15 protein-coding genes and 2 pseudogenes are annotated in these 20,925 nt (G+C 69.2%); 6 read left to right on the top strand and 11 right to left on the bottom strand.

The features are described 5' to 3' along the window. Positions 1-200: 200 nt before the first annotated feature. Entirely contained in the window at positions 201-2,915 is a 2,715-nt protein-coding gene (gene acnA, locus OG410_RS31015) for an aconitate hydratase AcnA (protein WP_329302104.1), read from the bottom strand. 523 nt (positions 2,916-3,438) lie between these two features. On the opposite strand from acnA, the gene OG410_RS31010 reads away from it, so the two are divergent. The 4 genes and pseudogenes from OG410_RS31010 to OG410_RS30995 all read left to right on the top strand — a co-directional run bounded on the left by OG410_RS31010 (position 3,439) and on the right by OG410_RS30995 (position 7,119). Beyond that, positions 3,439-3,633: a DUF4236 domain-containing protein gene (locus OG410_RS31010; protein WP_266763518.1), complete on the top strand. Its 195-nt coding sequence runs from the start codon at positions 3,439-3,441 to the stop codon at positions 3,631-3,633. Positions 3,634-3,862: 229 nt separating this feature from the next. Next, on the top strand, positions 3,863-5,392 hold the full coding sequence (locus OG410_RS31005) for a helix-turn-helix domain-containing protein (protein ID WP_329302103.1): 1,530 nt from the start codon (positions 3,863-3,865) through the stop codon (positions 5,390-5,392). A 644-nt stretch (positions 5,393-6,036) separates the two neighbouring features. Then, positions 6,037-6,429: a hypothetical protein gene (locus OG410_RS31000; RefSeq protein ID WP_329302102.1), complete on the top strand. Its 393-nt coding sequence runs from the start codon at positions 6,037-6,039 to the stop codon at positions 6,427-6,429. A 5-nt stretch (positions 6,430-6,434) separates the two neighbouring features. Next, positions 6,435-7,119 (top strand): annotated as a pseudogene (locus OG410_RS30995) (nucleotidyl transferase AbiEii/AbiGii toxin family protein). 481 nt (positions 7,120-7,600) lie between these two features. On the opposite strand, the gene OG410_RS30990 reads toward OG410_RS30995, so the two are convergent. From OG410_RS30990 to OG410_RS30960, 7 genes are all read right to left on the bottom strand, one after another. Further along, the gene (locus OG410_RS30990) at positions 7,601-13,276 is read right to left on the bottom strand and encodes a tetratricopeptide repeat protein (protein ID WP_329302101.1); all 5,676 of its coding nucleotides are present in this window, start codon (positions 13,274-13,276) and stop codon (positions 7,601-7,603) included. 38 nt (positions 13,277-13,314) lie between these two features. Then, positions 13,315-13,746 carry a hypothetical protein gene (locus tag OG410_RS30985; protein WP_329302100.1) on the bottom strand — a complete coding sequence of 144 codons (432 nt, stop codon included), beginning with the start codon at positions 13,744-13,746 and terminating at the stop codon, positions 13,315-13,317. Between the two features lie 571 nt (positions 13,747-14,317). Next, the gene (locus tag OG410_RS30980) at positions 14,318-14,917 is read right to left on the bottom strand and encodes a hypothetical protein (RefSeq protein ID WP_329302099.1); all 600 of its coding nucleotides are present in this window, start codon (positions 14,915-14,917) and stop codon (positions 14,318-14,320) included. A 115-nt stretch (positions 14,918-15,032) separates the two neighbouring features. Further along, the gene (locus tag OG410_RS30975) at positions 15,033-15,440 is read right to left on the bottom strand and encodes a YunG family protein (protein ID WP_329302098.1); all 408 of its coding nucleotides are present in this window, start codon (positions 15,438-15,440) and stop codon (positions 15,033-15,035) included. A 55-nt stretch (positions 15,441-15,495) separates the two neighbouring features. Continuing rightward, positions 15,496-15,993: an NUDIX hydrolase gene (locus tag OG410_RS30970; RefSeq protein WP_329302097.1), complete on the bottom strand. Its 498-nt coding sequence runs from the start codon at positions 15,991-15,993 to the stop codon at positions 15,496-15,498. A gap of 151 nt (positions 15,994-16,144) precedes the next feature. Then, positions 16,145-16,726 (bottom strand): dihydrofolate reductase family protein, encoded by a 582-nt coding sequence (locus OG410_RS30965; RefSeq protein WP_329302096.1) that lies wholly within the window; start codon positions 16,724-16,726, stop codon positions 16,145-16,147. A 168-nt stretch (positions 16,727-16,894) separates the two neighbouring features. After that, positions 16,895-18,085: a DUF6183 family protein gene (locus OG410_RS30960; RefSeq protein ID WP_329302095.1), complete on the bottom strand. Its 1,191-nt coding sequence runs from the start codon at positions 18,083-18,085 to the stop codon at positions 16,895-16,897. Between the two features lie 97 nt (positions 18,086-18,182). On the opposite strand from OG410_RS30960, the pseudogene OG410_RS42655 reads away from it, so the two are divergent. Then, positions 18,183-18,284, top strand: a pseudogene (locus tag OG410_RS42655) (RHS domain-containing protein); the annotation flags it as partial. An 86-nt stretch (positions 18,285-18,370) separates the two neighbouring features. On the opposite strand, the gene OG410_RS30955 reads toward OG410_RS42655, so the two are convergent. Further along, positions 18,371-18,796 carry a DUF6299 family protein gene (locus OG410_RS30955; protein ID WP_329302094.1) on the bottom strand — a complete coding sequence of 142 codons (426 nt, stop codon included), beginning with the start codon at positions 18,794-18,796 and terminating at the stop codon, positions 18,371-18,373. Positions 18,797-19,048: 252 nt separating this feature from the next. On the opposite strand from OG410_RS30955, the gene OG410_RS30950 reads away from it, so the two are divergent. Beyond that, positions 19,049-19,243 (top strand): DUF5999 family protein, encoded by a 195-nt coding sequence (locus tag OG410_RS30950; RefSeq protein ID WP_329302093.1) that lies wholly within the window; start codon positions 19,049-19,051, stop codon positions 19,241-19,243. A gap of 28 nt (positions 19,244-19,271) precedes the next feature. On the opposite strand, the gene OG410_RS30945 is transcribed toward OG410_RS30950, so the two are convergent. Further along, positions 19,272-19,670 carry a RidA family protein gene (locus OG410_RS30945; protein WP_326784999.1) on the bottom strand — a complete coding sequence of 133 codons (399 nt, stop codon included), beginning with the start codon at positions 19,668-19,670 and terminating at the stop codon, positions 19,272-19,274. Positions 19,671-19,698: 28 nt separating this feature from the next. Then, on the bottom strand, positions 19,699-20,844 hold the full coding sequence (locus tag OG410_RS30940; protein ID WP_329302092.1) for an acyl-CoA dehydrogenase family protein: 1,146 nt from the start codon (positions 20,842-20,844) through the stop codon (positions 19,699-19,701). Positions 20,845-20,925: the final 81 nt, after the last annotated feature.

Raw genomic sequence — 20,925 nt, 5'->3', positions numbered from 1 at the left:
TGGCCGGCAAGGCCCCCCAGACGCACCGCACTTGGGGCGGTCGCGGCGCGACGCCCGAACGCAATCCCTTGTTCCGTCCGGGCACCACCCCTGTCCCGGAAGGGACTTTCGGGGCGACGGCGAAGGGCCGCACCCCCGTCAACCGGGGATACGGCCCTCGACTGTCTGCAGGCAGCCTTACAACTGCCTTACCGGACCGCTCAGTTGCGGATCAGGTTGCGCAGCACGTACTGCATGATGCCGCCGTTGCGGTAGTAGTCCGCCTCGCCGGGGGTGTCGATGCGGACGACCGCGTCGAACTCGACGCCGGTGTCGGTGGTGACCTTCACCGTGCGCGGGGTGGTGCCGTTGTTGAGCTCCTCGACACCGGTGAAGGAGAAGGTCTCCTCGCCGGTCAGACCGAGGGACTCGGCCGTCGCGCCCTCCGGGAACTGGAGCGGCAGGACACCCATGCCGATGAGGTTCGAGCGGTGGATGCGCTCGTACGACTCGGCGATGACGGCCTTGACGCCGAGGAGCGCGGTGCCCTTGGCGGCCCAGTCGCGGGACGAGCCGGAGCCGTACTCCTTGCCCGCCAGGATGACCAGCGGGATGCCCTGGTCGATGTAGTTGCGCGAGGCGTCGTAGATGAAGGAGACGGGGGCGCCGTCCTGCGTGAAGTCGCGGGTGTAGCCGCCCTCGGTGCCCGGCGCGATCTGGTTGCGCAGGCGGATGTTGGCGAACGTGCCGCGGATCATGACCTCGTGGTTGCCGCGGCGCGAGCCGTAGCTGTTGAAGTCACGACGCTCGACACCGTGCTCCGTGAGGTACTTGCCTCCGGGGGTGTCGGCCTTGATCGCACCGGCCGGGGAGATGTGGTCGGTGGTGACCGAGTCGCCGAGCTTGGCGAGGACGCGCGCGCCGGCGATGTCGGAGACCGGGGTGGTCTCCATCGTCATGCCCTCGAAGTAAGGGGGCTTCCGGACGTACGTCGACTGCGGGTCCCACTCGAAGGTGTTGCCCTCGGGGATCGGCAGCGCCTGCCACTGGGCGTCGCCCGCGAAGACGTCCTGGTAGGACTTGTTGAACATGTCCTCGCCGATGGCGTTCGCCACGACGTCGTTGACCTCGGCCTCGGAGGGCCAGAGGTCGGCCAGGTAGACCGGCTTGCCCTCGGTGTCGGTGCCGAGCGCGTCGCGGGTGATGTCCACCTTCATGGAGCCCGCGATGGCGTAGGCGACCACCAGCGGCGGGGAGGCCAGGTAGTTCATCTTGACGTCGGGGTTGATACGGCCCTCGAAGTTCCGGTTGCCGGAGAGGACCGAGGTGACCGCGAGGTCGTGGTCGTTGACGGCCTTGGAGACCTCGTCCGGCAGCGGGCCGGAGTTGCCGATGCAGGTGGTGCAGCCGTAGCCGACGAGGTTGAAGCCGACCTTGTCGAGGTAGGGGGTGAGCCCCGCCTTGTCGAAGTAGTCGGTGACGACCTTGGAGCCCGGGGCGAGGGTGGTCTTGACCCACGGCTTGCGGGTCAGGCCCTTCTCCACGGCCTTCTTCGCGACGAGCGCGGCGGCGACCATGACGTACGGGTTCGAGGTGTTGGTGCAGGAGGTGATGGCCGCGACCGTCACCGCACCGTGGTCGATCTCGTAGGTCGAGCCGTCGGGGGCCGTGACCGTGACCGGGTTGGAGGGCACGCCGTTGCTGGCGGCCGGGGAGTCGGAGGCCGGGAAGGACTCCTTGCCCGCCTCGTCGTCGTCGGCGACGTAGTTGCGCACGTCGCTCTTGAACTGCTCGGCGGCGTTCGCGAGGACGATGCGGTCCTGCGGGCGCTTCGGGCCGGCGATCGAGGGGACGACCGTGGAGAGGTCGAGCTCCAGCTTCTCGGAGAAGTCGGGCTCGGCGGCCGGGTCGAGCCAGAGGCCCTGCTCCTTGGCGTACGCCTCGACGAGCGCGAGCTGCTGCTCGGAGCGGCCGGTGAGCTTGAGGTACTTGATGGTCTCGCCGTCGATCGGGAAGATCGCGGCGGTGGAGCCGAACTCCGGCGACATGTTGCCGATGGTGGCGCGGTTGGCCAGCGACGTGGCGGCCACACCCTCGCCGTAGAACTCGACGAACTTGCCGACGACACCGTGCTTGCGCAGCATCTCGGTGATGGTCAGCACGAGGTCGGTGGCGGTCGTGCCCGGGGTGAGCTCACCGGTCAGCTTGAAGCCGACGACACGCGGGATGAGCATGGAGACCGGCTGACCGAGCATCGCGGCCTCGGCCTCGATGCCGCCGACGCCCCAGCCGAGCACGCCCAGGCCGTTGACCATGGTGGTGTGCGAGTCCGTACCGACCAGAGTGTCGGGGTAGGCCTGCCCGTTGCGGACCATGACGGTGCGCGCGAGGTGCTCGATGTTCACCTGGTGGACGATGCCGGTGCCCGGCGGGACGACCTTGAAGTCGTCGAAGGCGGTCTGGCCCCAGCGCAGGAACTGGTAGCGCTCCTTGTTGCGGCCGTACTCCAGCTCGACGTTCTGGCCGAAGGCTTCCTTCGTGCCGAACTTGTCGGCGATGACGGAGTGGTCGATGACCAGCTCGGCCGGGGAGAGCGGGTTGACCTTGGCCGGGTCGCCGCCGAGCTCCTTGACGGCCTCACGCATGGTGGCGAGGTCGACGACGCAGGGCACGCCGGTGAAGTCCTGCATGATCACGCGGGCGGGCGTGAACTGGATCTCCTGGCTGGGCTGGGCCTGCGAGTCCCAGTTGCCGATGGACCGGATGTGGTCGGCGGTGATGTTCGCGCCGTCCTCCGTGCGGAGCAGGTTCTCCAGCAGCACCTTCAAGCTGTACGGAAGGCGAGCCGAGCCTTCCACCTTGTCCAGCCGGAAGATCTCGTACGACTCGTCGCCCACCTGCAGCGTGCTGCGGGCGTCGAAGCTGTTCGCCGACACGACAGTCTCCTTCATTGATGTGCGCGTTCCCACCGCATCCTGCCGCCACGACGTCATGGCCGATCCGCTAAGGTAAGGCTAAGTTAGGTAGCCCTTACCGTTGGATCGCTGACGGCGTGCTGCTGCGGTACGCCTCGGCAGATATCTCGATGTCGAGATAACTCTAGTGCATGGGGGCGGACAGGTCATGTCCGCACGCCCGCATGTCCGGGCCGTTCCGCATGTCCCGCCACGGGAAGAATGCCCGCATCCTCCGGCATCACCCGGCATCGGCCGGGCGTGACATCCCGGGCCTGCGGCCCTCCCGGCCCGGCCGCACCCCTGGACGCCACACGCAAGCACTGCACGGCAGTCAAGGGGGCGGCCGGAGACGCGACGGAATCCGAGGACCCGGAGAAGGCAGCAACGCGGCCCCTCGCGAGGGAAGCTGACGCACCGAAGCCGAGGGCAGGCACATCGGGGCCGTTTCGGGGTACCCGGTGTGCGCCGGGAGCGTCCCGGCGTGACCGACACAGGGGGCACCATGCCGCTCACCTTCCGCAAGAGCTTCCGCATCCTTCCCGGACTGCGGCTCAACATCAACCGCAAGTCGTGGTCCATCACCTCGGGCGGAAAGAACGGACCGAAGCGCACACACAGCAGCACCGGACGCCGGACGACGTCGATGGACCTGCCGGGGCCGTTCGGATGGCGCAAGACCACACGCAAGGCAAAGTGACTCAAGAGCGACAAAAACTCCAAGTCCGACGAACCATCACGGAAGCGCTCCTGCACGGCATCCGACGGCGGCGACATGGGCTCGCGGGGCCGGCCGGCACCCCGCGGGCACCGTCGCCACGCCGGTGCGGGACACCCGAACTGCCCCTCGAACACCACCTGGTGACCCCCACCACACGGAAGGCGGCGCTCCACTTTCGTTTATCTCACATCCGATATACGGTCGCGCCATGGCAGACGACTACCTCGTACGTATCGGCAAGCTCATCCGTGACGCCCGGCAACACCGGGGCTGGACACAGTCGCAGCTCGCCGAGGCACTCGGCACGAGTCAGAGCGCCGTCAATCGCATCGAGCGCGGCAACCAGAACATCAGCCTTGAGATGATCGCCCGGATCGGCGAGGCCCTGGACAGTGAGATCGTCTCGCTCGGATATGCGGGTCCGATGCATCTGCGGGTCGTCGGCGGCCGCCGTCTGTCCGGCTCCATCGACGTCAAGACCAGCAAGAACGCCTGTGTCGCCCTGCTGTGCGCGACGCTCCTGAACAAGGGGCGCACGGTGCTGCGCCGGGTGGCCCGGATCGAAGAGGTCTACCGCCTGCTGGAGGTCCTCAACTCGATCGGCGTCCGCACCCGGTGGATCAACGGCGGGGTCGATCTGGAGATCGTGCCGCCGAGCAAGCTCGACATGGAGTCGATCGACGCCGAGGCCGCCATTCGCACGCGGTCCATCATCATGTTCCTCGGCCCGCTGCTGCACCGTCTGGAGGCCTTCAAGCTGCCGTACGCGGGCGGTTGCGACCTCGGCACCCGCACCATCGAGCCGCACATGATCGCGCTGCGCCGGTTCGGTCTGGACATCGCCGCGACCGAGGGGCTCTACCACGCCCGCGTCGACCGGTCCGTGACGCCCGGTCGGCCGATCGTGCTGACCGAGCGCGGGGACACGGTCACCGAGAACGCGCTGCTCGCCGCCGCCCGGCACGACGGTGTCACGGTCATCCGCAACGCCTCCTCCAACTACATGGTCCAGGACCTGTGCTTCTTCCTGGAGGCGCTGGGCGTACGGGTGGAGGGCATCGGCACCACGACGCTCACCGTGCACGGTGTGCCGAACATCGACGTCGACGTGGACTACTCGCCCTCCGAGGACCCGGTCGAGGCGATGAGCCTGCTCGCCGCCGCCGTGGTCACCGAGTCCGAGCTGACGGTGTGCCGGGTGCCGATCGAGTTCCTGGAGATCGAGCTCGCGGTCCTGGAGGAGATGGGCCTCGACCACGACCGCACGCCCGAGTACTTCGCGGACAACGGCCGTACGCGGCTGATCGACCTGACCGTGCGGCCCTCCAAGCTGGAGGCGCCCATCGACAAGATCCACCCGATGCCGTTCCCGGGCCTGAACATCGACAACGTCCCGTTCTTCGCGGCCATCGCGGCCACCGCGCAGGGACAGACGCTGATCCACGACTGGGTCTACGACAACCGGGCGATCTATCTGACCGACCTCAACCGCCTCGGCGGCCGGCTCCAGTTGCTCGACCCGCACCGGGTGCTCGTCGAGGGCCCGACCCGCTGGCGCGCCGCCGAGATGATGTGCCCGCCCGCGCTGCGGCCCGCCGTGGTCGTCCTGCTCGCGATGATGGCGGCCGACGGCACCTCGGTGCTGCGGAACGTGTACGTCATCAACCGCGGTTACGAGGACCTCGCCGAGCGTCTGAACTCGATCGGCGCGCAGATCGAGATCTTCCGGGACATCTGAAGGTCTTCAGAAACAACGCCGCTACACCCCTCCTGACCTGGACTGCCCCGAGGCGGGAGGGGATGTGGCGGCACTTCTGGGACTTTTCTGGGATTTTTGTCCGAACCCAAAGGATTTCGGTCGCCACACACTCCACGTGATACGGCATCGGAAAGATGTCAGCCGCAACGGACCTCAGGAAATCCCTGTTCAGAGGTCGTTTTCATCTAATTTGCGCCACCACATGCACCTCGGAACTGCACTCGCGCCTCTTACGTGTCGGTTCCGCATGCGGCACGACGAGGGGAACCGCTGATATAGCTATTCTTTGGAATGAGACAGGCTTGCCGGGATGAGACAGGCGATACGGTCGTCCACTCCGCCGCACCGACCGCAAGGAACACCAGCGCCTCAAGAGCCGAGTTTCGTTACAGCGGCATGTTGGGATCAAACAGACTCTGCCGATGAAAACGACCTCTCAGAGCCGGTTTCTCTGCTCATCCTCCTTCGTGTGAACGCGCAGAGCGTCAAGGCCGAGAGTCCGTCCTGCTCAGGGCTGAGCAGACTGTGGCAACCAGCTCACCCTGGGATCCTCCCCCGCCAGCCCCGAACGCCGGCTCGCGCATCATGCCCCTCGCAACGTCTCCAGCCGCCATAATGAAGTCATGCCCTCCAGCTCGCAGCACGCTGCACCCACGCCGAGCGACCTCTCGGGCGCGGTCGCCGAGGACCTCGCGCTGTACCGGGAGAAGTTCCGCCGCCGGCTGCCGGAGTCGCTGGACGAGCTGCACGGGCCGACCCACGGTGTCGTGGATCTGCCGCTACACATGGCCTGGTCCGGGATGACCTCATACGACCTGGGCAAACCGCGCCAGCGCATGGGCCTGTACCGCACCGTCCTGCACGAGGGCCTGCACGAAGACCTGCCCCGCTACCTCAACCACGACCTGCTCCCCCAGCTGTGGCCGGTACTGCGCACCCTCGTCGGCCGCACCGTACGCACCGTCTGGGAAGACGCCTTCCCTCAACTCGCTTCCCCCACCCGGGCAGCCGCGTGACGGACATGCCGGAGCTTCACACACGGCTCCTGGCGGATGTGATCGCGCTCGGCTCCCCATATCCCCTGGTCCTCATATCCCCTGGTCCTCACCGGCGGGTATGCCGTGCGGGCGCACCGCCTCGTGAACCGCCCCAGCCAGGACCTTGATGTCGCCGCCGAGAGCCCGGCGCCCATGGCCGACATCGCCACCACACTCCGCGCCGGCCTGGAAGCCCGCGGCTGGAAGATGCACGCGCTGGAGACCGCCCCGCTGTCCGCCCGCTTCACCGTGACCGGCCCAGCCACCGGGCAGGAGTGCGAAGTTGACATCCTCAAGGAGATCTTCTGGCGGCCGGTCGCCCAGAGCCCGTACGGGCCCGTCCTCGCGGAGGAGGACGTGATCGGGACCAAGGTCCGCGCCCTCGCCGACCGCGGAGCGCCCCGCGACCTGATCGACGTGTTCGCAGCCTCCCGCCGCTGGACCAACGCCGAGCTCGAGGAGTTCGGCCGCCGCCACGCCCGCGGCCGCTTCGAGCGCGAGGATCTGCAGTCGAACCTCACGGGCGCCGAGTGGACCGACGACGAAACCTTCGCCGCCTATGGGCTCGATGACGCCACCATCACCGCTCTGCGCTCCTGGGCCGTGGAGTGGGCCGACGACCTCGCGGCCCGCCTCCTCGAAGAGGCCGATGATCCGCACATCGACTGATCACATCCGGATGAGATTTCATCTGCAAGCGATCAGAGCAAGAGCCGAGAAGTGAGTAGGTGGAACCCTGGAAGTACGAGCTTGTCCCATGCCGAGTACGCCGGGCAGACCCTGGGAAGATCAGCCAGAGGTTCGGAGGAACACCGTAATGCCGCCACTCCGAAGTCCGTAATGCCCTGCGCGGACACTTCGGCACCAACCGCCAGGGCAGCCGAAAGCCATACGTGCTGGTCCCTGAACAGGCAGATGGCCTGTCCGAACGGGGCCGCAACCGCTTCCGGGAGCGTCCTTCGCTCAGTGTGCCTGTCGGCGCTGCATCGAACCCGGAACGGTTCAGAGAAAGCCCAGGTCAACAGCTGCGCATGCATTCTGGAGCGGTACGGGGCCGGTAACGTGTCTCGGTCCCAGATCAGGGTCGGACGCAGTTGTCTGGGCAGCGTGGTGAGGGTGGCGGTGGCTGGACTCCCCTTCAAGGCCTGGTCTACGCCTCCAGGTCCTCGGCATTGACCACGACCCATTCCCAGAAGTCCGCAGTGTCGCCGTCCGGCTTGTCCTCACGGGCCAGGGCGTTCCGAAGCCTCGACACCGGCCCCACCACGCCAGCGAAGCGCTCGGGGCGCTCCTCCGCCAGCGTGCGGAACAGCTGGACTGCCTCGGTGGCGGCGTGCTGGGCTTGCGGGAGATGCTGCTGGGCCTGGTGCCGGGTCCAGCTCATGGCAGCCAGTGCCGTGGCGAGGTTTGCCTCGTACGCGGCCGGGCACTCCGTCGCGACCCGCCGGAGAACGCCGACAGCCTCCTCCGTGACAGCAAGGGCCTCATCCAGCCGTCCCGCCGCCACAAGCCACATGCCCAGATTCGACAACGCAACACCAAGACTCGCCTCGTACGCAGCCGGGCACCCCGCCGCGACCCGCCGGAGAACGCCGACAGCCTCCTCCGTGACAGCAAGGGCCTCATCCAGCCGTCCCGCCGCCACAAGCCACATGCCCAGATTCGACAACGCAACACCAAGACTCGCCTCGTACGCAGCCGGGCATCCCGCCGCAACCCGCCGGAGAACCGTGACGGCGCTCTCTGCTGCCACCAGGGCCTGTGTGCGGTCGCCCGTGGCTGCGAGCCGACTGCCAAGGTTCGACAGCACCCGAGCGTGGTCGGGGTCATGCGTGGCCGGGTTGTCCGCTGCGAGCCGACCCTGGATCTCCACGGCCTCCCGGGTGGCGGCCAGGGCGCTGTCCCAGTGCCCGTGTTCCGCATGACGGTTGCCCAGGCTGGTGAGCGCATGGCCGAGCACCGCACGGAACGTGACCGGCCCGCCGTCCGCCAGGCGGCGCATGATGACCGTCGCCTCCTCGGCAACCACGAGCGCGTCGTTCCAGCGTCCGGCGTTGGCGAGCTGGACGCCGAGTGTGGACAGGGATTGCCCGAGGTCGAACTCGAAGGCCGCAGGGTTGGCCTTCGCCAGCCGTCGCTGGATGGACAGGGCGTCCTCGGTACGGGCCCGCGCGTCTTCCCATCTGCCGACGGCGGCCAGATGGCGGCCGAGGTTCGCCAGCGAGGAGGCGAGAAGGTGCTCGAAGGCGGCGGGACTCGCGTCGGCGAGGCGGCGGCGGATCTCCAGTGCGTCTTCCTCGACCGCCAGCGCGTCCACAGGCCGTCCAGCGTCGGCCAGCAGCAGGCCGAGCGTGGACAACGAGGCGGCGAGATCGGGCTCGTGGGCGGCGGGAAGGGCGACCGCCAGCCGACGGCGGGTGTCCACCGCGTCCTCAGCGACGGTGACCGCCTCCTCCAGCCGGCCCATCAGCGTCAGGTACAGGCCGAGATTGGTGAGCGCGCCTGCGAGGGCGGGCTCGTGGGTGACGGGGTCGTCCTGGGACGCCTTCCGGTAGAGGGCGACGGCCTCCTCGGTCGCAGAGAGCGCTTCATCCCATCGTCCCGACGCTGAGCGATGGGCACCCAGGTTGTTCAGGCAGAACGCGTGCAGGTGGCTGAAGGCGGCGGGACTGCGGGACGCGAGGCGGCGGGAGATGGTGACGGTCTCGTCCGCCACGGCAAGCGCCTCGTCGCGGCGGCCCATCCCCGCAAGCGCGACACCGAGGTTCGTCAGGGCCATGATGAGGCTGGGCTCGTGGGCTTCGGGATTGCCCCGCGCGAGTCGGCGCCGCAGGTCCACTGCCTCCTGGGAGACGGTGATCGCCTCCTCCCGCTGGCCCAGGTCCGAGTGGAGCTTGCCGAGGTTGGCCAGCACGCGCGCGAGAGCGGGCGCATGGGCATCCGATAACTCCGAGGCCAGGCGGCGGCAGATACCGGCCGCCTCCTCCGTCACGGCAAGCGCGTCGCCGACGCGCCCCACACCCGACAGAGAGGCACCGAGATTCATCAGGACCAGAACGAGTTCGGGCTCGTGGGCCGTGGGATTGCCTCGTGCGAGCCGGCGCTGCACGGTCACCGCCTCCTGGGAGACGGCGACGGCCTCCTCGCGGTGGTCTGCGTCCACGTGGAACTTGCCAAGGTTGGTGAGCACCCTTGCGAGCAGGGGACCGTGGGCATCCGGGAGTTCGGCAGCCCAGCGGCGGCAGATGCCGGCCGCCTCTTCCGTCACGGCAAGCGCGTCGCCGTTGCGCCCCACCCCGGACAACTGGCCACCGAGGTTGAGCAGCGACGTGGCGAACTCCGGCTCATAGACTGCGGGGTGCTTCGCGGCGAGCAGGCGCCTGATATCCACGGCCTCCTCGGTGGCGGTGAGGGCCTCCTCCCACCGTCCCATCTCTGCCAGCATGACACCGAGGTTGTTCAGCATGAGGGCCAGGTCGGCCGGGCCGACGGCGGAACCGGGCTTAGCCAGACGGCGCCGAATGTCCACGGCGTCCCTGGCGGCGGTGAGGGCCTCCTCCCACCGGCCCAGCCTGGACAGCCGGTTGCCGAGGTTGGTGAGTGAGGTGGCGAGGTCAGGTCCGTGAGCGGCAGCGTCCTCCTCTGCCAGACAGCGCCTGATGTCCACGGCCTCCTCGGTGGCGGTGAGGGCCTCCTCCCACCGCCCCGTCTCTGACAGCAGGGCACCGAGGTTGTTCAGTGTGAGAGCCAGGGCGACGGTGTGTGCATCGGGGTTTTGCGCTGCCAGCCGACGTCGGATCCCCACCGCCTGCCGCCCTGCGGCCAGGGCGTCCTCGTGCCGGCCCAGCGCCGAGAGGTTGTTGCCGAGGTTGGTCAGTGAGGCGGCGAGGTCCTGCTCATGAGCGGCGGGGTCTGAGTCCGCCAGCCGACGGTGGATCCGGACGGTCTCCTCGGCGGCGGACAGGGCGTCGTCGCGGCGCCCGAGGGCCAGGAGGCGGAGGCCGAGGTTGTTCAGGGCACGGGCGAGGCCCGACCCGTGGGCGGTCTCATCGGCTGCTGCCAGCCGCCGGAGGATACGCACCGCCTCCTCGGTTGCGGACAGGGCGTCCTCAAGCCGGCTCAGCTCGGAGAGGTGGATACTGAGGTTGGTGAGTGCGTTCGCAAGTTCGAGCTCGTAGGCGGCCTCGTTGGCCGCCGCCAGCTGACGATAGAGGGCAACCGACTCCTCTCCGGCCGCCAGTGCCTCCTCCGGCCGCCCCACGTCCAACAGCTGGCATCCGTAGTTGGCCAGTGCCCGCGCGAGGTCGGGCTCGAAGGTGGCCCGGTAGTTCGTGCGCAGCTCGCGGTAGGCGGTGACCGCGCTCTTGGTCACGGCCACCGCCGCACGTCGTTGGCCCATGTCGGACAGCCGGAGCCCGAGGTTGGACTGGGAGTCCGCGAGTTCGGCGCCGAAGGCGGTCGGGTTGTCCCTCGCCAGCAGCTCACGGATGCTCGTCGCCTCCCGCTCCGCCTCCAGGGCGTCTGCAAGCCGGCCGATGTCCGACAGGTGGTTGCCGAGGTTGGACAGGGACCGCGCGAGGTCGGGCCGGTACATGTCCGCGTTCGCCTTGACCAGCCTGCGCTTGACCGTGACGGCCTCCTCCGCTCTCGCCAGAGCGTCATGCAGGCGTCCCGCGTCGGACAGGCGGTTGCCGAGGTTGTTGAGCGAAGCGGCCAGATCGGGGTCGTAGGCGGCGGGATTCGCCTCCGCCAGCCGGCGGTGGATGCGTACCGCCTCGTCCGTGGCGGCGAGGGCTTCGTCCCGTCGGCCGAGGTCGGACAGGAAGTTGCCGTGGTTGACGAGGCAGAGTGCCAGACCGGGGTCAGGGACCTCGGGGTTGTCTTCCGCGAGGCGGCGGCGGATCGCGAGTGCCTCCGCGACACGGGCGGCGGCCTCCTCGCGCTCGCCCATGTCCGACAGATGGGACGCGAGGTTCGACAGGGCGGTGGCGAGGTTGGACTCATGGTCCGGCGCACTCTCCTCGGCCAGGCGGCGGTAGAGGGAGACTGCCTGCTCGGAGGACTCACGTGCATGGTCTCGCTCCCCCGCCGCCGAGAGGTGGTTGCCGAGGTTGTCGAGGGCGCGAGCGTACTCGGGTTCGTACACCGGATCGCCGGCGGCGAGGTCACGCCAGGCTTCCAGGGACTTCCGGCCGGCCGCGACGGCCTTGCCCAGCAGGCCGGCGTTGTAGAAGCGCCGCGCCTGGTGGTGGTAGTCGCGGGCGTGGACGAGCGGGTCGTCGGTCGTGGCCAGTCGATGGCAGGCCAGGCGTTCGACGATGGCGGCGATACCGAGGTCGAGGTTGGTGTCCCGGTCGGGAAGCCGTGGCTCGATGCACTCAAGTACCGCGAGGTCGAGCGTTTCCAGCTCCGAGAGGGTCACCAGTGTGGCGCTCGTCGCGTGCAGAGCCAGCTCGGGATGCTCCCTGAGCAGGGGGTACAACTGGCCGGTGGCCACGTGGGGCCATCGGCGCGCGGTCTCCGTGAGGACGGTCAGGGTGTGCCGTGTCCACGGCGCGGGAGTGTCCGTTCCGCTGCGGCCGAGGATGAGACGCCGGACCGCGAGGTGGGCCCAGTCGTCGACCACGGCACCGGGTACGGGGTGGGAACTGTCGTGGCTCGCCGGCGTGGTGAGCCCGAGGAAGTCCTCGGCGAGGCGGTCGGGGTACAGCGGTTCCAGTACCTGGCCGACAAGCGACGGATAGCACTTGAGGTGGTCGTCCAGGATGGTGTTCGCGTCGCCGTCCCGGTCCGCCAGCCTGGCCCGGTGCAGGGCGTCCCACCCGTGCGGATCACGTACCTGATGGTGCGTCAGCGTCGCGACCAACACTGCGCGGCCCATCACCTCGGGGGTAGAGGACACCAGTGCTTCGGGGCTCCTGCGCAGCTCGACCCACTGGGCTCGTTCGCGCTTGAGCAGGAACGCGCTCGCCTCCGCGGGGTTGGCCGGCGCCCGGTCACCGCGCTGCCGGGCCGCGACCGAGGCCAGCGCGGTCATATGAATGGTGAGGATCTGGGCATAGTCGTCGTCGGCCGCGATGTTCACCGGCGCCTCGACCAGCGCGGCCTCCTCATCGGCCAGTCCGAGGTGCCGGGCGAAGCAGTCACGGGCCTGCCCGAACAACGCCTCCCGCTCGTCCGGGACCTCGGCGAGGGGTGGCAGCCCCCGCGCGTCGACGGCGGTCGGCGATTCGGTCCGGTCGTCCAGCCTGTCAGTGATCCAGGTCTCCAGGCTCTCCCACCAGACGCCGACCGGACGGGAGAGCAGCAGGACTCGCACGGGCACGTCGTCGGGCCGGGTGAGTACCTCGGTGAGGAGTTCTTCCAGGTGCGACTTGGGCCAGCGCTCGGCGTAGTCGACCACGAGCAGCAGACCGGTGCCGATCGTGGCGGCGCCGTTGACCTCGCCGGTGGAGCCGGACGCGTTGGTGACCGCCTGCCAGACCGTCCAGCCCTCCGTACGGGTCAGGTCGGCGAAGTGTGTCGCGAGTCGGGTCTTGCCCTGACCGCCGGGGCCACTCACAAGCCGGACCGCACCCTTCCGATCCGTGTCACGCCAGTTGGCCAGCTGGACGAGGTCCGCGTGACGGCCGGTGAAGGGCACCACTTGGTGCGCGGCGCGCAGCAACCGGGAGGGCTGCCCCAGCGCACGGCCACCGAGCGGCAGCTGCGCGGTGGGGAGATCCTCAATGCGGTACGCGGGCTTCCACTGATAGACGAACTGAACATTCTGGGTGCCCGGACCCGCGTGGATCGCGTTCCTGCTGCCGTGGATGTCGACTCTCACGGAGCCACCCGGTGGGGCAGTGTCCGTGGTCTGGCTGCTCATTGGACGGTGACGTTCTGGGTGCCCGTGCCGGTGTGGATGATGTTCTTGTCACCGCTGATGTTGTTGGTGATCAACGTGCTCCCTGCGACGGAGGTCCGAGCCTGTACCTCCTCGGCAATCGCGCGGAGTTCATCGGCGGCGCGCTCGCGCTCGTCGTCGCTCAGACCCTCAAGCGCCTCCGTCACACGGTTCCGCACACTGGCCACAGCTACCGCTCTGGCCTGCTCCCGTTCCGATTCGGGCGTCTCGGCCAACACGCGCGCGCTCTCATCCAGCCGCTCCAGCTCCGCGCTCGCCTGCTCGGCGGAGCCACGACCGACGAGCCTCGCCAGCCTGCTGCTGATGCCGCCCCACGCGTCGGTGCCCGCCGCCTGTATGACCGCAAAGGCCCCGGCCGAAACCAGGCTTGCCAGAGTTGCCGCCAACATCCCATGCCCCCCTTGATGTTCGTGTCGATGCGTTCGCCAGACGACGGTAGCGAGAGCCCAGCAGGCACGGTGGCAGGTTGGGTTCATTCGATTACCCGCAGTGCCCGAAACGCCTCTGCCGGGTGTCTCCACGGTGGAATCCGGTCGCGCAGGACCTGCTAGGTAGTACGCTGCTCGGCTCGGGTGAACGCCGAAGCGGCGGGCCGACCGCACTGTTGCGTGCACATCACATCTCGGGTACGCGACCGCGGAATCTTGGCCATCACTCGGTGCTTCCACGAAACCGGGAGAGGCCATCAGCCCTGGGATCCCCCTGGGACTTTTCTGGGACTTCCGGCTGCATCAACGGGTACGAGCGCGAAACAGCCGAAAGGCCATTCCCACAGGTCAGCGACCCTCGACCGCCCATTGCGGCAGGTCATCGCGTCCGCTGGTCTCTTCCGGGACATCTGATGTGACGGTGCTGCCGCACCCCGTCCGACCCGTTGTTTAGCCGGTCAGACGGGGTCGGTGGCATATCTGGACTTCTCTGGGACTTCCGGCCCGCGGCGGGCTGCGGGCCGCGGGCTGGTCATGGCCGGGGCGGCAGGGGCGTGGCGCGGAAGACGTCGTCATCGAGCCTGTCCATCGCGCCGCCGAACTCGCCGAAGATCTGCACGCCGACCATCAGGACAGCGCCGTACGCTTCGGACGGTTCACCTTCTCCGTCCGCTGCAAGTGGTTCCGCAACTGGGTCAACGCCCCGTCGGGGCACCGCCTCGGGCTCGCGCCCGTCCCCGATGGACAGGTCGATCTGAGGAGCTGCGTCGCACGCCTCCGCAGCCCAGCGGACCGAGAACGAGAACCGTATCCGGGCCGCATGGACCGGCTCCTTCGCGGCGAGATCCCGCCCGGCGGAAAGTGCGACATCAAGACCCTCGCCGTCGAGGCTGCAGTCGACCGCACCGCGTTCTACGGCACCCGCCCCTACTCTTACCCGCGCGTCGAGTTCGAGCGACGCCTTCAGGCCCTGCAGCAGGCCGGCGACCTTCCCGACCCCCGCGAAGCCCAGATCACCCGCCTCAAGACGGAGAACGCCAAGCTCAGGGAGCGGCTGGACCGACCGAAGCAGACGATCGACGAGCTCACTGACTTCCGCACCCAGGCCCTGGCCCGGCTTGCCGCCCAGCACGAGGAGATCGTCCGCCTCCGTGAGGCCGCTGCTGGGAACCAGCCGGGTGAGTCGTCTCCCTTCACCGCGGACCACGGTGATCGGAACCTGCAGTTGAAGGACGATCCCCGCTCGGTCAGACGGCAGGCTCGGGGAGGTGACCGAGGTGCTTGATGACGCGCTCACGCAGGAGGAGGTACTCCTCCCAGCGCCGAGGCAGAGGCCCCGGCGGGCGCTCGACGACACGGGCTGCGGTGACAGTCTGGCCATCCTGGAACTGTTCGCGCGTCAGGTCGAGCTCCACACCGCCGGGCAGCCGATTCCACCAGTGAAAGCCTTGCTGTTCCCCGCCGCAGTGGACCTCCCCGACCATGAGGTCGCCACCGAAGATGTCGTTCACGATCAGAGCCGTGATGTCACAGTGGCCCCACGCCGGGTTGCCGGGCTGCCAGCTGCAGCGAGCGAGGTCGTCCGGAGAACAGGTGTCGGCGGCCCAACTGGCGCGCAGACCTTTGTCGATGTCCAGCAGGTTCCAAGGGATCATCCCGCCAGCATCACAGCCGCCACTGACATAGGCAGACCGCCGGGGAGACGCCTCGTCAGCTGCCGGACCCGGACTGCAGATATCGGCGCAGAGCTTCCCGTCCTCCCGGAACGAAGAGCCGTTGATCGACGACCTCGCACAATTCGGCCTCAGTCAGCCAGCCCTGCCAGGCGATCTCACCCGGATCCGGGGCCAGGGGCTCTGTCACGACAGCCTCATGCACCCCAAACCACACGGGGCTGATCCCCTCCTGGCAAAGGAACTTGAACATGAAACGCACGGGCATACGAACGCCCAGCTCTTCGGACAGTTCCCGGGCCGCGGCTTCCTCATACGACTCGCCCACGCCCACGGCACCGCCGACCATCACGTCGTAGTGGCCCGGGAACCGGGACAGCGTCTCGGCCCTTCGCAGCACCAAGATCCGCCCTTGGCGGTCACGGCAGATCGTCGTCGCAATGCGATGCGGCCAGTTCTCGCGCACCGCCTCGTCTCGCTCGACGACACCCAACACGTGGTCATGCTCATCGACATGCTCAACCAGTTCGATCACGGAGGCACGATCTCAGCCCCCACTGACAACACGGTCCCACGCGGATCGGCGTCGGCTGCCCGACCGGGGACAGCGATGCGCAAACGCAGCCGGAGGCCCGATCTTGTGTCGTCGTCCGCAGTGGACTTCTTCGCGTACCCGCTCAGATCGGTCAACGGCGCACCCGATAGCGCAGGTGAAGCACCCGGTTGCCCTGAATCACCACCTCGGGATCCTCCAACAGGTGCTGCGCGTCGACCGACCCGAAGTAGCGCTTGCCGGACCCGAACACCACGGGTACGACGTCCATGCGCACCTCGTCGACCAGGCCCGCGGCAAGCACCTGGCCACCGACGTCGCCGGCGGCGACCTCGACCATGCGGTCACCCGCAAGCTCCTGCGCCTTGGCCACGGCCGCCTCTACGCCGTCGACGAAGTGAAACGGCGCCTCGGGGTCCCAGCCCTCGGGCTCCGGCCGGTGCGTCACGACGACCACGTGGTCGATCCCGCCCGGAGGCTTCCCGTCCCAGCCGTCCGTCATGTCGAAGACGTGGCGGCCGACGAGTGTCGCCCCGATCTGGTCCCAGTACGGCCGGGTGTAGTCGTAGGACGTCTGCGACACCTTCACCTCGCCGCTCTCGTCCAACGGGACGTCACCGCTGGACAACCAGTCGAACAGCGGTCCGGGCTGGTCATTCTCGTCCGCGACGAAGCCGTCCACCGACACCGAGCTGTACATGACCACCTTGCCCACGGCGCTCTCCTCTGCTTCGGGATGCCCTCAAATTAGCGTGTCGGCGGCGGAGTGGATTCGGTCGGAGAGTCGGCCGCCGATCGGGCTGGACCGGTACCTGCACCATCTGTGGACGCCCCCTGCCCAGCCCTCGGAGCAGCCGCAGACAGCCCAGAACCCAACGAAGCACTACTGGCCGTCGGTGTCGGTGTCCGTCGCGGCCAGCACCGTCACCCGTGTACGGGTGGGATCCAGTACCGCGAAAGCCTCGTCCGCCGTGTCGTGGTGGAACCAGTCCGTGAACGCCATGAAGCGCAGCCAACGGTGGTCGAGGGCTTGCCCCACCGCTTCCGGGAACGGAACGTCGGCGGGCAGACCCAGCAGCGCGTACAGACTTTTCCAGGCGTACAGGCGGGCGTACGCGCCACCTTGCGGCCTGCCGTTCACCCCACCGTCGTACGCTGCCGCGAACAGTGTGTTGAGCACATCGTCGGGCGTCGTCCGGCAGGCCACGGCTCCGCCCCGGTGCGCGCCCTCGCCCACCATGCAGTCCAGCGGCAGTTCCTTGACGAAGGAGATGTTGAAGTCGTCCGGGTCCAGCGGGCGCGGCAGCGTGAAGAAGCGCACCTCCGGTTCACGGGCCCATCCGCCGGCGGTGAACGGCTCCGCTGCGGCCCGCGCCCGCGTGCCGTCGGGTGTCTGCCCGGCCGTGTGTCCCGCCGCCGCACCGCCGTCGGTCGGGGAAATCTCCGGGAATCGCGACCGGAGCTGGTCAGGGGTCTTGACGGAGCCGAGGCCCCGGACGCGGACGGTGAAACGGTGTTCGACGTCGAGCCGCGTCCTGGGCAGCACGGCCAACGGGTGCCCCAGCTCTTGCAGTCGCTCCGCGTACGCGTCGAGGACGGGTCGGCCACGTCCGGCGCCGATCAGGGCCGGCTCCCCGAGGAGGCAGGCGCGCACGTCCGCCGAAGGGTCCTCGGCGTCGTCCGGCAGCTCCTCGAACAGGAGTGCCAGGTCGCGCAGTTGCTGGGCCTCGGCCAGCTTCGCGGCCACCGATCGCCGCAGCTGGTCTCCTTCCCGCCGGCCCGCGGGGCCGGTCGGCAGCAGTCGGCCCACCAGGTCCACGGCGAACCTCGCGCAGTCCCGGGACCGCGTCTCGGCGAGAACGTCGGCGACGCGTCCGATGGTCCGCACGGCCGCGGCGGATGCGGCGGATGCTGCGGAGCCGTCATCGGACGCCTCACGGCACAGCCGCTCCGCCGCCTCGTACAGCTCCTCGGGGCGCGACCCGGCCCGAAGCTTGAGCTCCGCCATGCCGGACAGGTCCCCGAGGGGGCGACGGGAAGCGTCGTCACCGGGCGTTGCCTGGTCGTCGTTCACACCCGAAGTCTATGAGCGGGCATCACGTAACTTTACTGAGGCGTAAGTGCGTTGGGCTCCCGGCATCGACCGCGCACTGCTCCAGATCGACGAGGACGAGGTCGACCGGCGCTTCTACGCCATCGTCACCGATCTCGTCGGTACCCCCACCGAACCGGTCGACGAGAAGGGCAGGGTCGCCTGGAGGGCCCGAACCACGCGACGGCGACATCCACACGGCTTATCCCGTGTGAGCCACCGAGGGGCCGCCGGTTCGTACGGTCGGCGGCCCCTCCTCGCGCCTGCTCAGCCCTGCGCGACGGTGATGCCCTGCTCCCGGGTCGCGTGGACCGAGGGCAGGGGAAGGCCGGTGGCGCTGAGGTCGAACACCGTGGCCTCGACGCGCGCCGGTCCCGGGACGAGGAATCTGGGCGCTCTCTTCTCCGAGTTGCTCCAGCGGTGCTCCGCGCCGTCGCAGACCGCCGAGGAGCCGCCGATGGGGCGGCTGACCCGGGGATCGCCCTGGGACACCGTAGAGGACACGAACACGGGCCCGGCGGCGCTCGTGCAGCGGTAGGTGCCGGAGAGGGTGATGGTGCCGTCGGCCTCGACCGTGGCGGTCGGATCGACGGTCACCTCGTCGGAGGGGGCGGACACGGCGATGGCGGACGGGGCGAGAAGCAGGAGCAGCGCGGCACCGGCGGCCGCGCCGACGGCCTGGCGGAACATCATGGAATACCTCCTGGAGCGGGGACCTGGACAGGGCGCTCAACAGGTACCGGTCCGAGACGCCGAGGGCGGTGATCATCACCCCTTTGGTGGCGAGTTGGCACCGTCCGTCCTGGGGACGTCCGAGAGTTGTCCTCGTGTTGTCACGCTTCTCGTCCGGGTGTTCCGATCGGTTCGCCGCGCGAGCATGGTCTGTACATGCGAGGGCGACGACAGCGCCGCCGACACTCTTCGCATCCCACGTGGAGGTGCACCATGTGTTCACACCGGTCTTCGTGCCCGTCCGCGGACGCCGCCGGCCCGCACATCGTCTCCGCCCGTCCCGAGCAGGGCTGGAAGCTGCTGTGCAACGGCGCGATCGTCTTCGACGACAGCGGCGAACTGCTCCCCGACGGCAGCGTGATCGCTCCGCACCGGGTGTTCGCCGGCCAACTGGCCGTCGCGGCCTGATCCCCGCTCGCCGCCTCGCCCCGCGGTCCTACGCCAGTACGGCGAACCCGTCGAGTTCGACCAGCGCCTGTTCGTCCCACAGGCGCACCGCGCCGACGACGGCCATCGCGGGGTAGTCGCGGCCCGCCAGCCGGCGCCAGACACGGCCCAGTTCGGCGGCGTGGGCACGGTAGTCGGCGACGTCCGTCGCGTAGACCGTGACCCGGGCGAGGTCCGCGGGAGCGCCGCCCGCCGCGCGCAGCGCGGTCAGCAGATTGGCCAGCGCCCTCTCGAACTGCTGGGGCAGGGTCTCCCCCACCACCTTGCCGTCCACGTCCAGCGCGGTCTGTCCGGCCAGGAAGACGACCCGGGAGCCGGTGGCGACCACGGCGTGGGAGAACCCGGCCGCCGGGGAGAGCTCGGGCGGATTCACGCGCTCGGCGGTCACCTGGACACCTTTCGTTCCGGGCGCCCGTTCACCTGGACACCTTTCCTTCGGCACGCTCGGCCGTTCGGTACAGCTCCTTGGCGATGATGGCCCGTTGGACCTCGCTGGCGCCCTCGTAGATGCGCGGCGCGCGCACCTCGCGGTAGAGGTGTTCGAGGAGATGCCCTCGGCGCAGGGCACGGGCGCCGTGCAGCTGGACGGCCGCGTCGACGACGTACTGGGCCGTCTCGGTCGCGAGCAGTTTCGCCATCGCCGCCCGCCGGGGCACGTCCGTGGCCCCCTCGTCGTACGCCGCCGCGGCCGCGTACACCATCAGGCGGGCGGCCTCGGTGCGCAGCGCCATCTCGGCGACCTGGTGGGCCACGGTCTGGAGGTCCTTCAGCGGGCCGCCGAACGCCTCGCGCCGCGCCGTGTGCGCGAGGGCCGCGTCCAGCGCGGCCTGCGCCATGCCGACGGCGAAGGCGCCCACGCTCGGCCGGAAGAGGTTGAGGGTGTTCATGGCGACGCGGAACCCGTGGCCGGGCTCGCCGAGGACGTCGTCGGCCGTGACGGGTACGGCGTCGAAGGCGAGGGCGCCGATGGGGTGCGGCGAGAGCATGTCGAGCGGGGTGCCGCTGAGGCCGGGGCGGTCGGCGGGGACGAGGAAGGCGGTGACACCGCGGGCTCCGGCGTCGGGCGCGGTCCGCGCGAAGACGGTGTAGAGGTCGGCCTCGGGGGCGTTGGAGATCCAGCATTTCTCGCCGGTGAGCCGCCAGCCGCCGGTGCCGTCCTCGTCCGCCCGGAGTGCCAGCGCGGCCGCGTCCGAACCCGCGCCGGGCTCGCTCAGGGCGAAGGCCGCCACGGCGGAGCCGTCGGTGACCCGGGGCAGCCAGTGTCCGCGCTGGGCCGCGGTGCCGTACGCGTGGACGGGATGGGCGCCGAGTCCTTGGAGGGCCAGTGCGGTCTCGGCCTCGGTGCAGAGCTGGGCCAGGGACTCGCGCATGAGGCAGAGGTCGAGGGCGCCTGAGGTGAACAGGCGGGAGAGCAGGCCGAGCCGGCCCAGTTCGGCGACGAGCGGCCGGTTGACGTGGCCCGGTTCCCCCTTGTCGGCCAGGGGGCGCAGTTGCTCCGCGGCCAGCGCGCGCAGCTCGGCACACCAGGCGGTCTGCCCCGGATCGAGCGAGAATGCGGTCATTGCCCGTCCCCTCTCCCCATCGGACGCCACCCACGTTATCGCGAACCGTTGACTGTCGTCACCAACACGATACGCTCCTTG

This window comes from Streptomyces sp. NBC_00659, from assembly GCF_036226925.1.
In the GTDB taxonomy this organism is placed as follows: domain Bacteria; phylum Actinomycetota; class Actinomycetes; order Streptomycetales; family Streptomycetaceae; genus Streptomyces.
The sequence above is the reverse complement of the archived record's forward strand: the minus strand, read 5'-3'. Positions and strand labels throughout refer to the sequence as shown.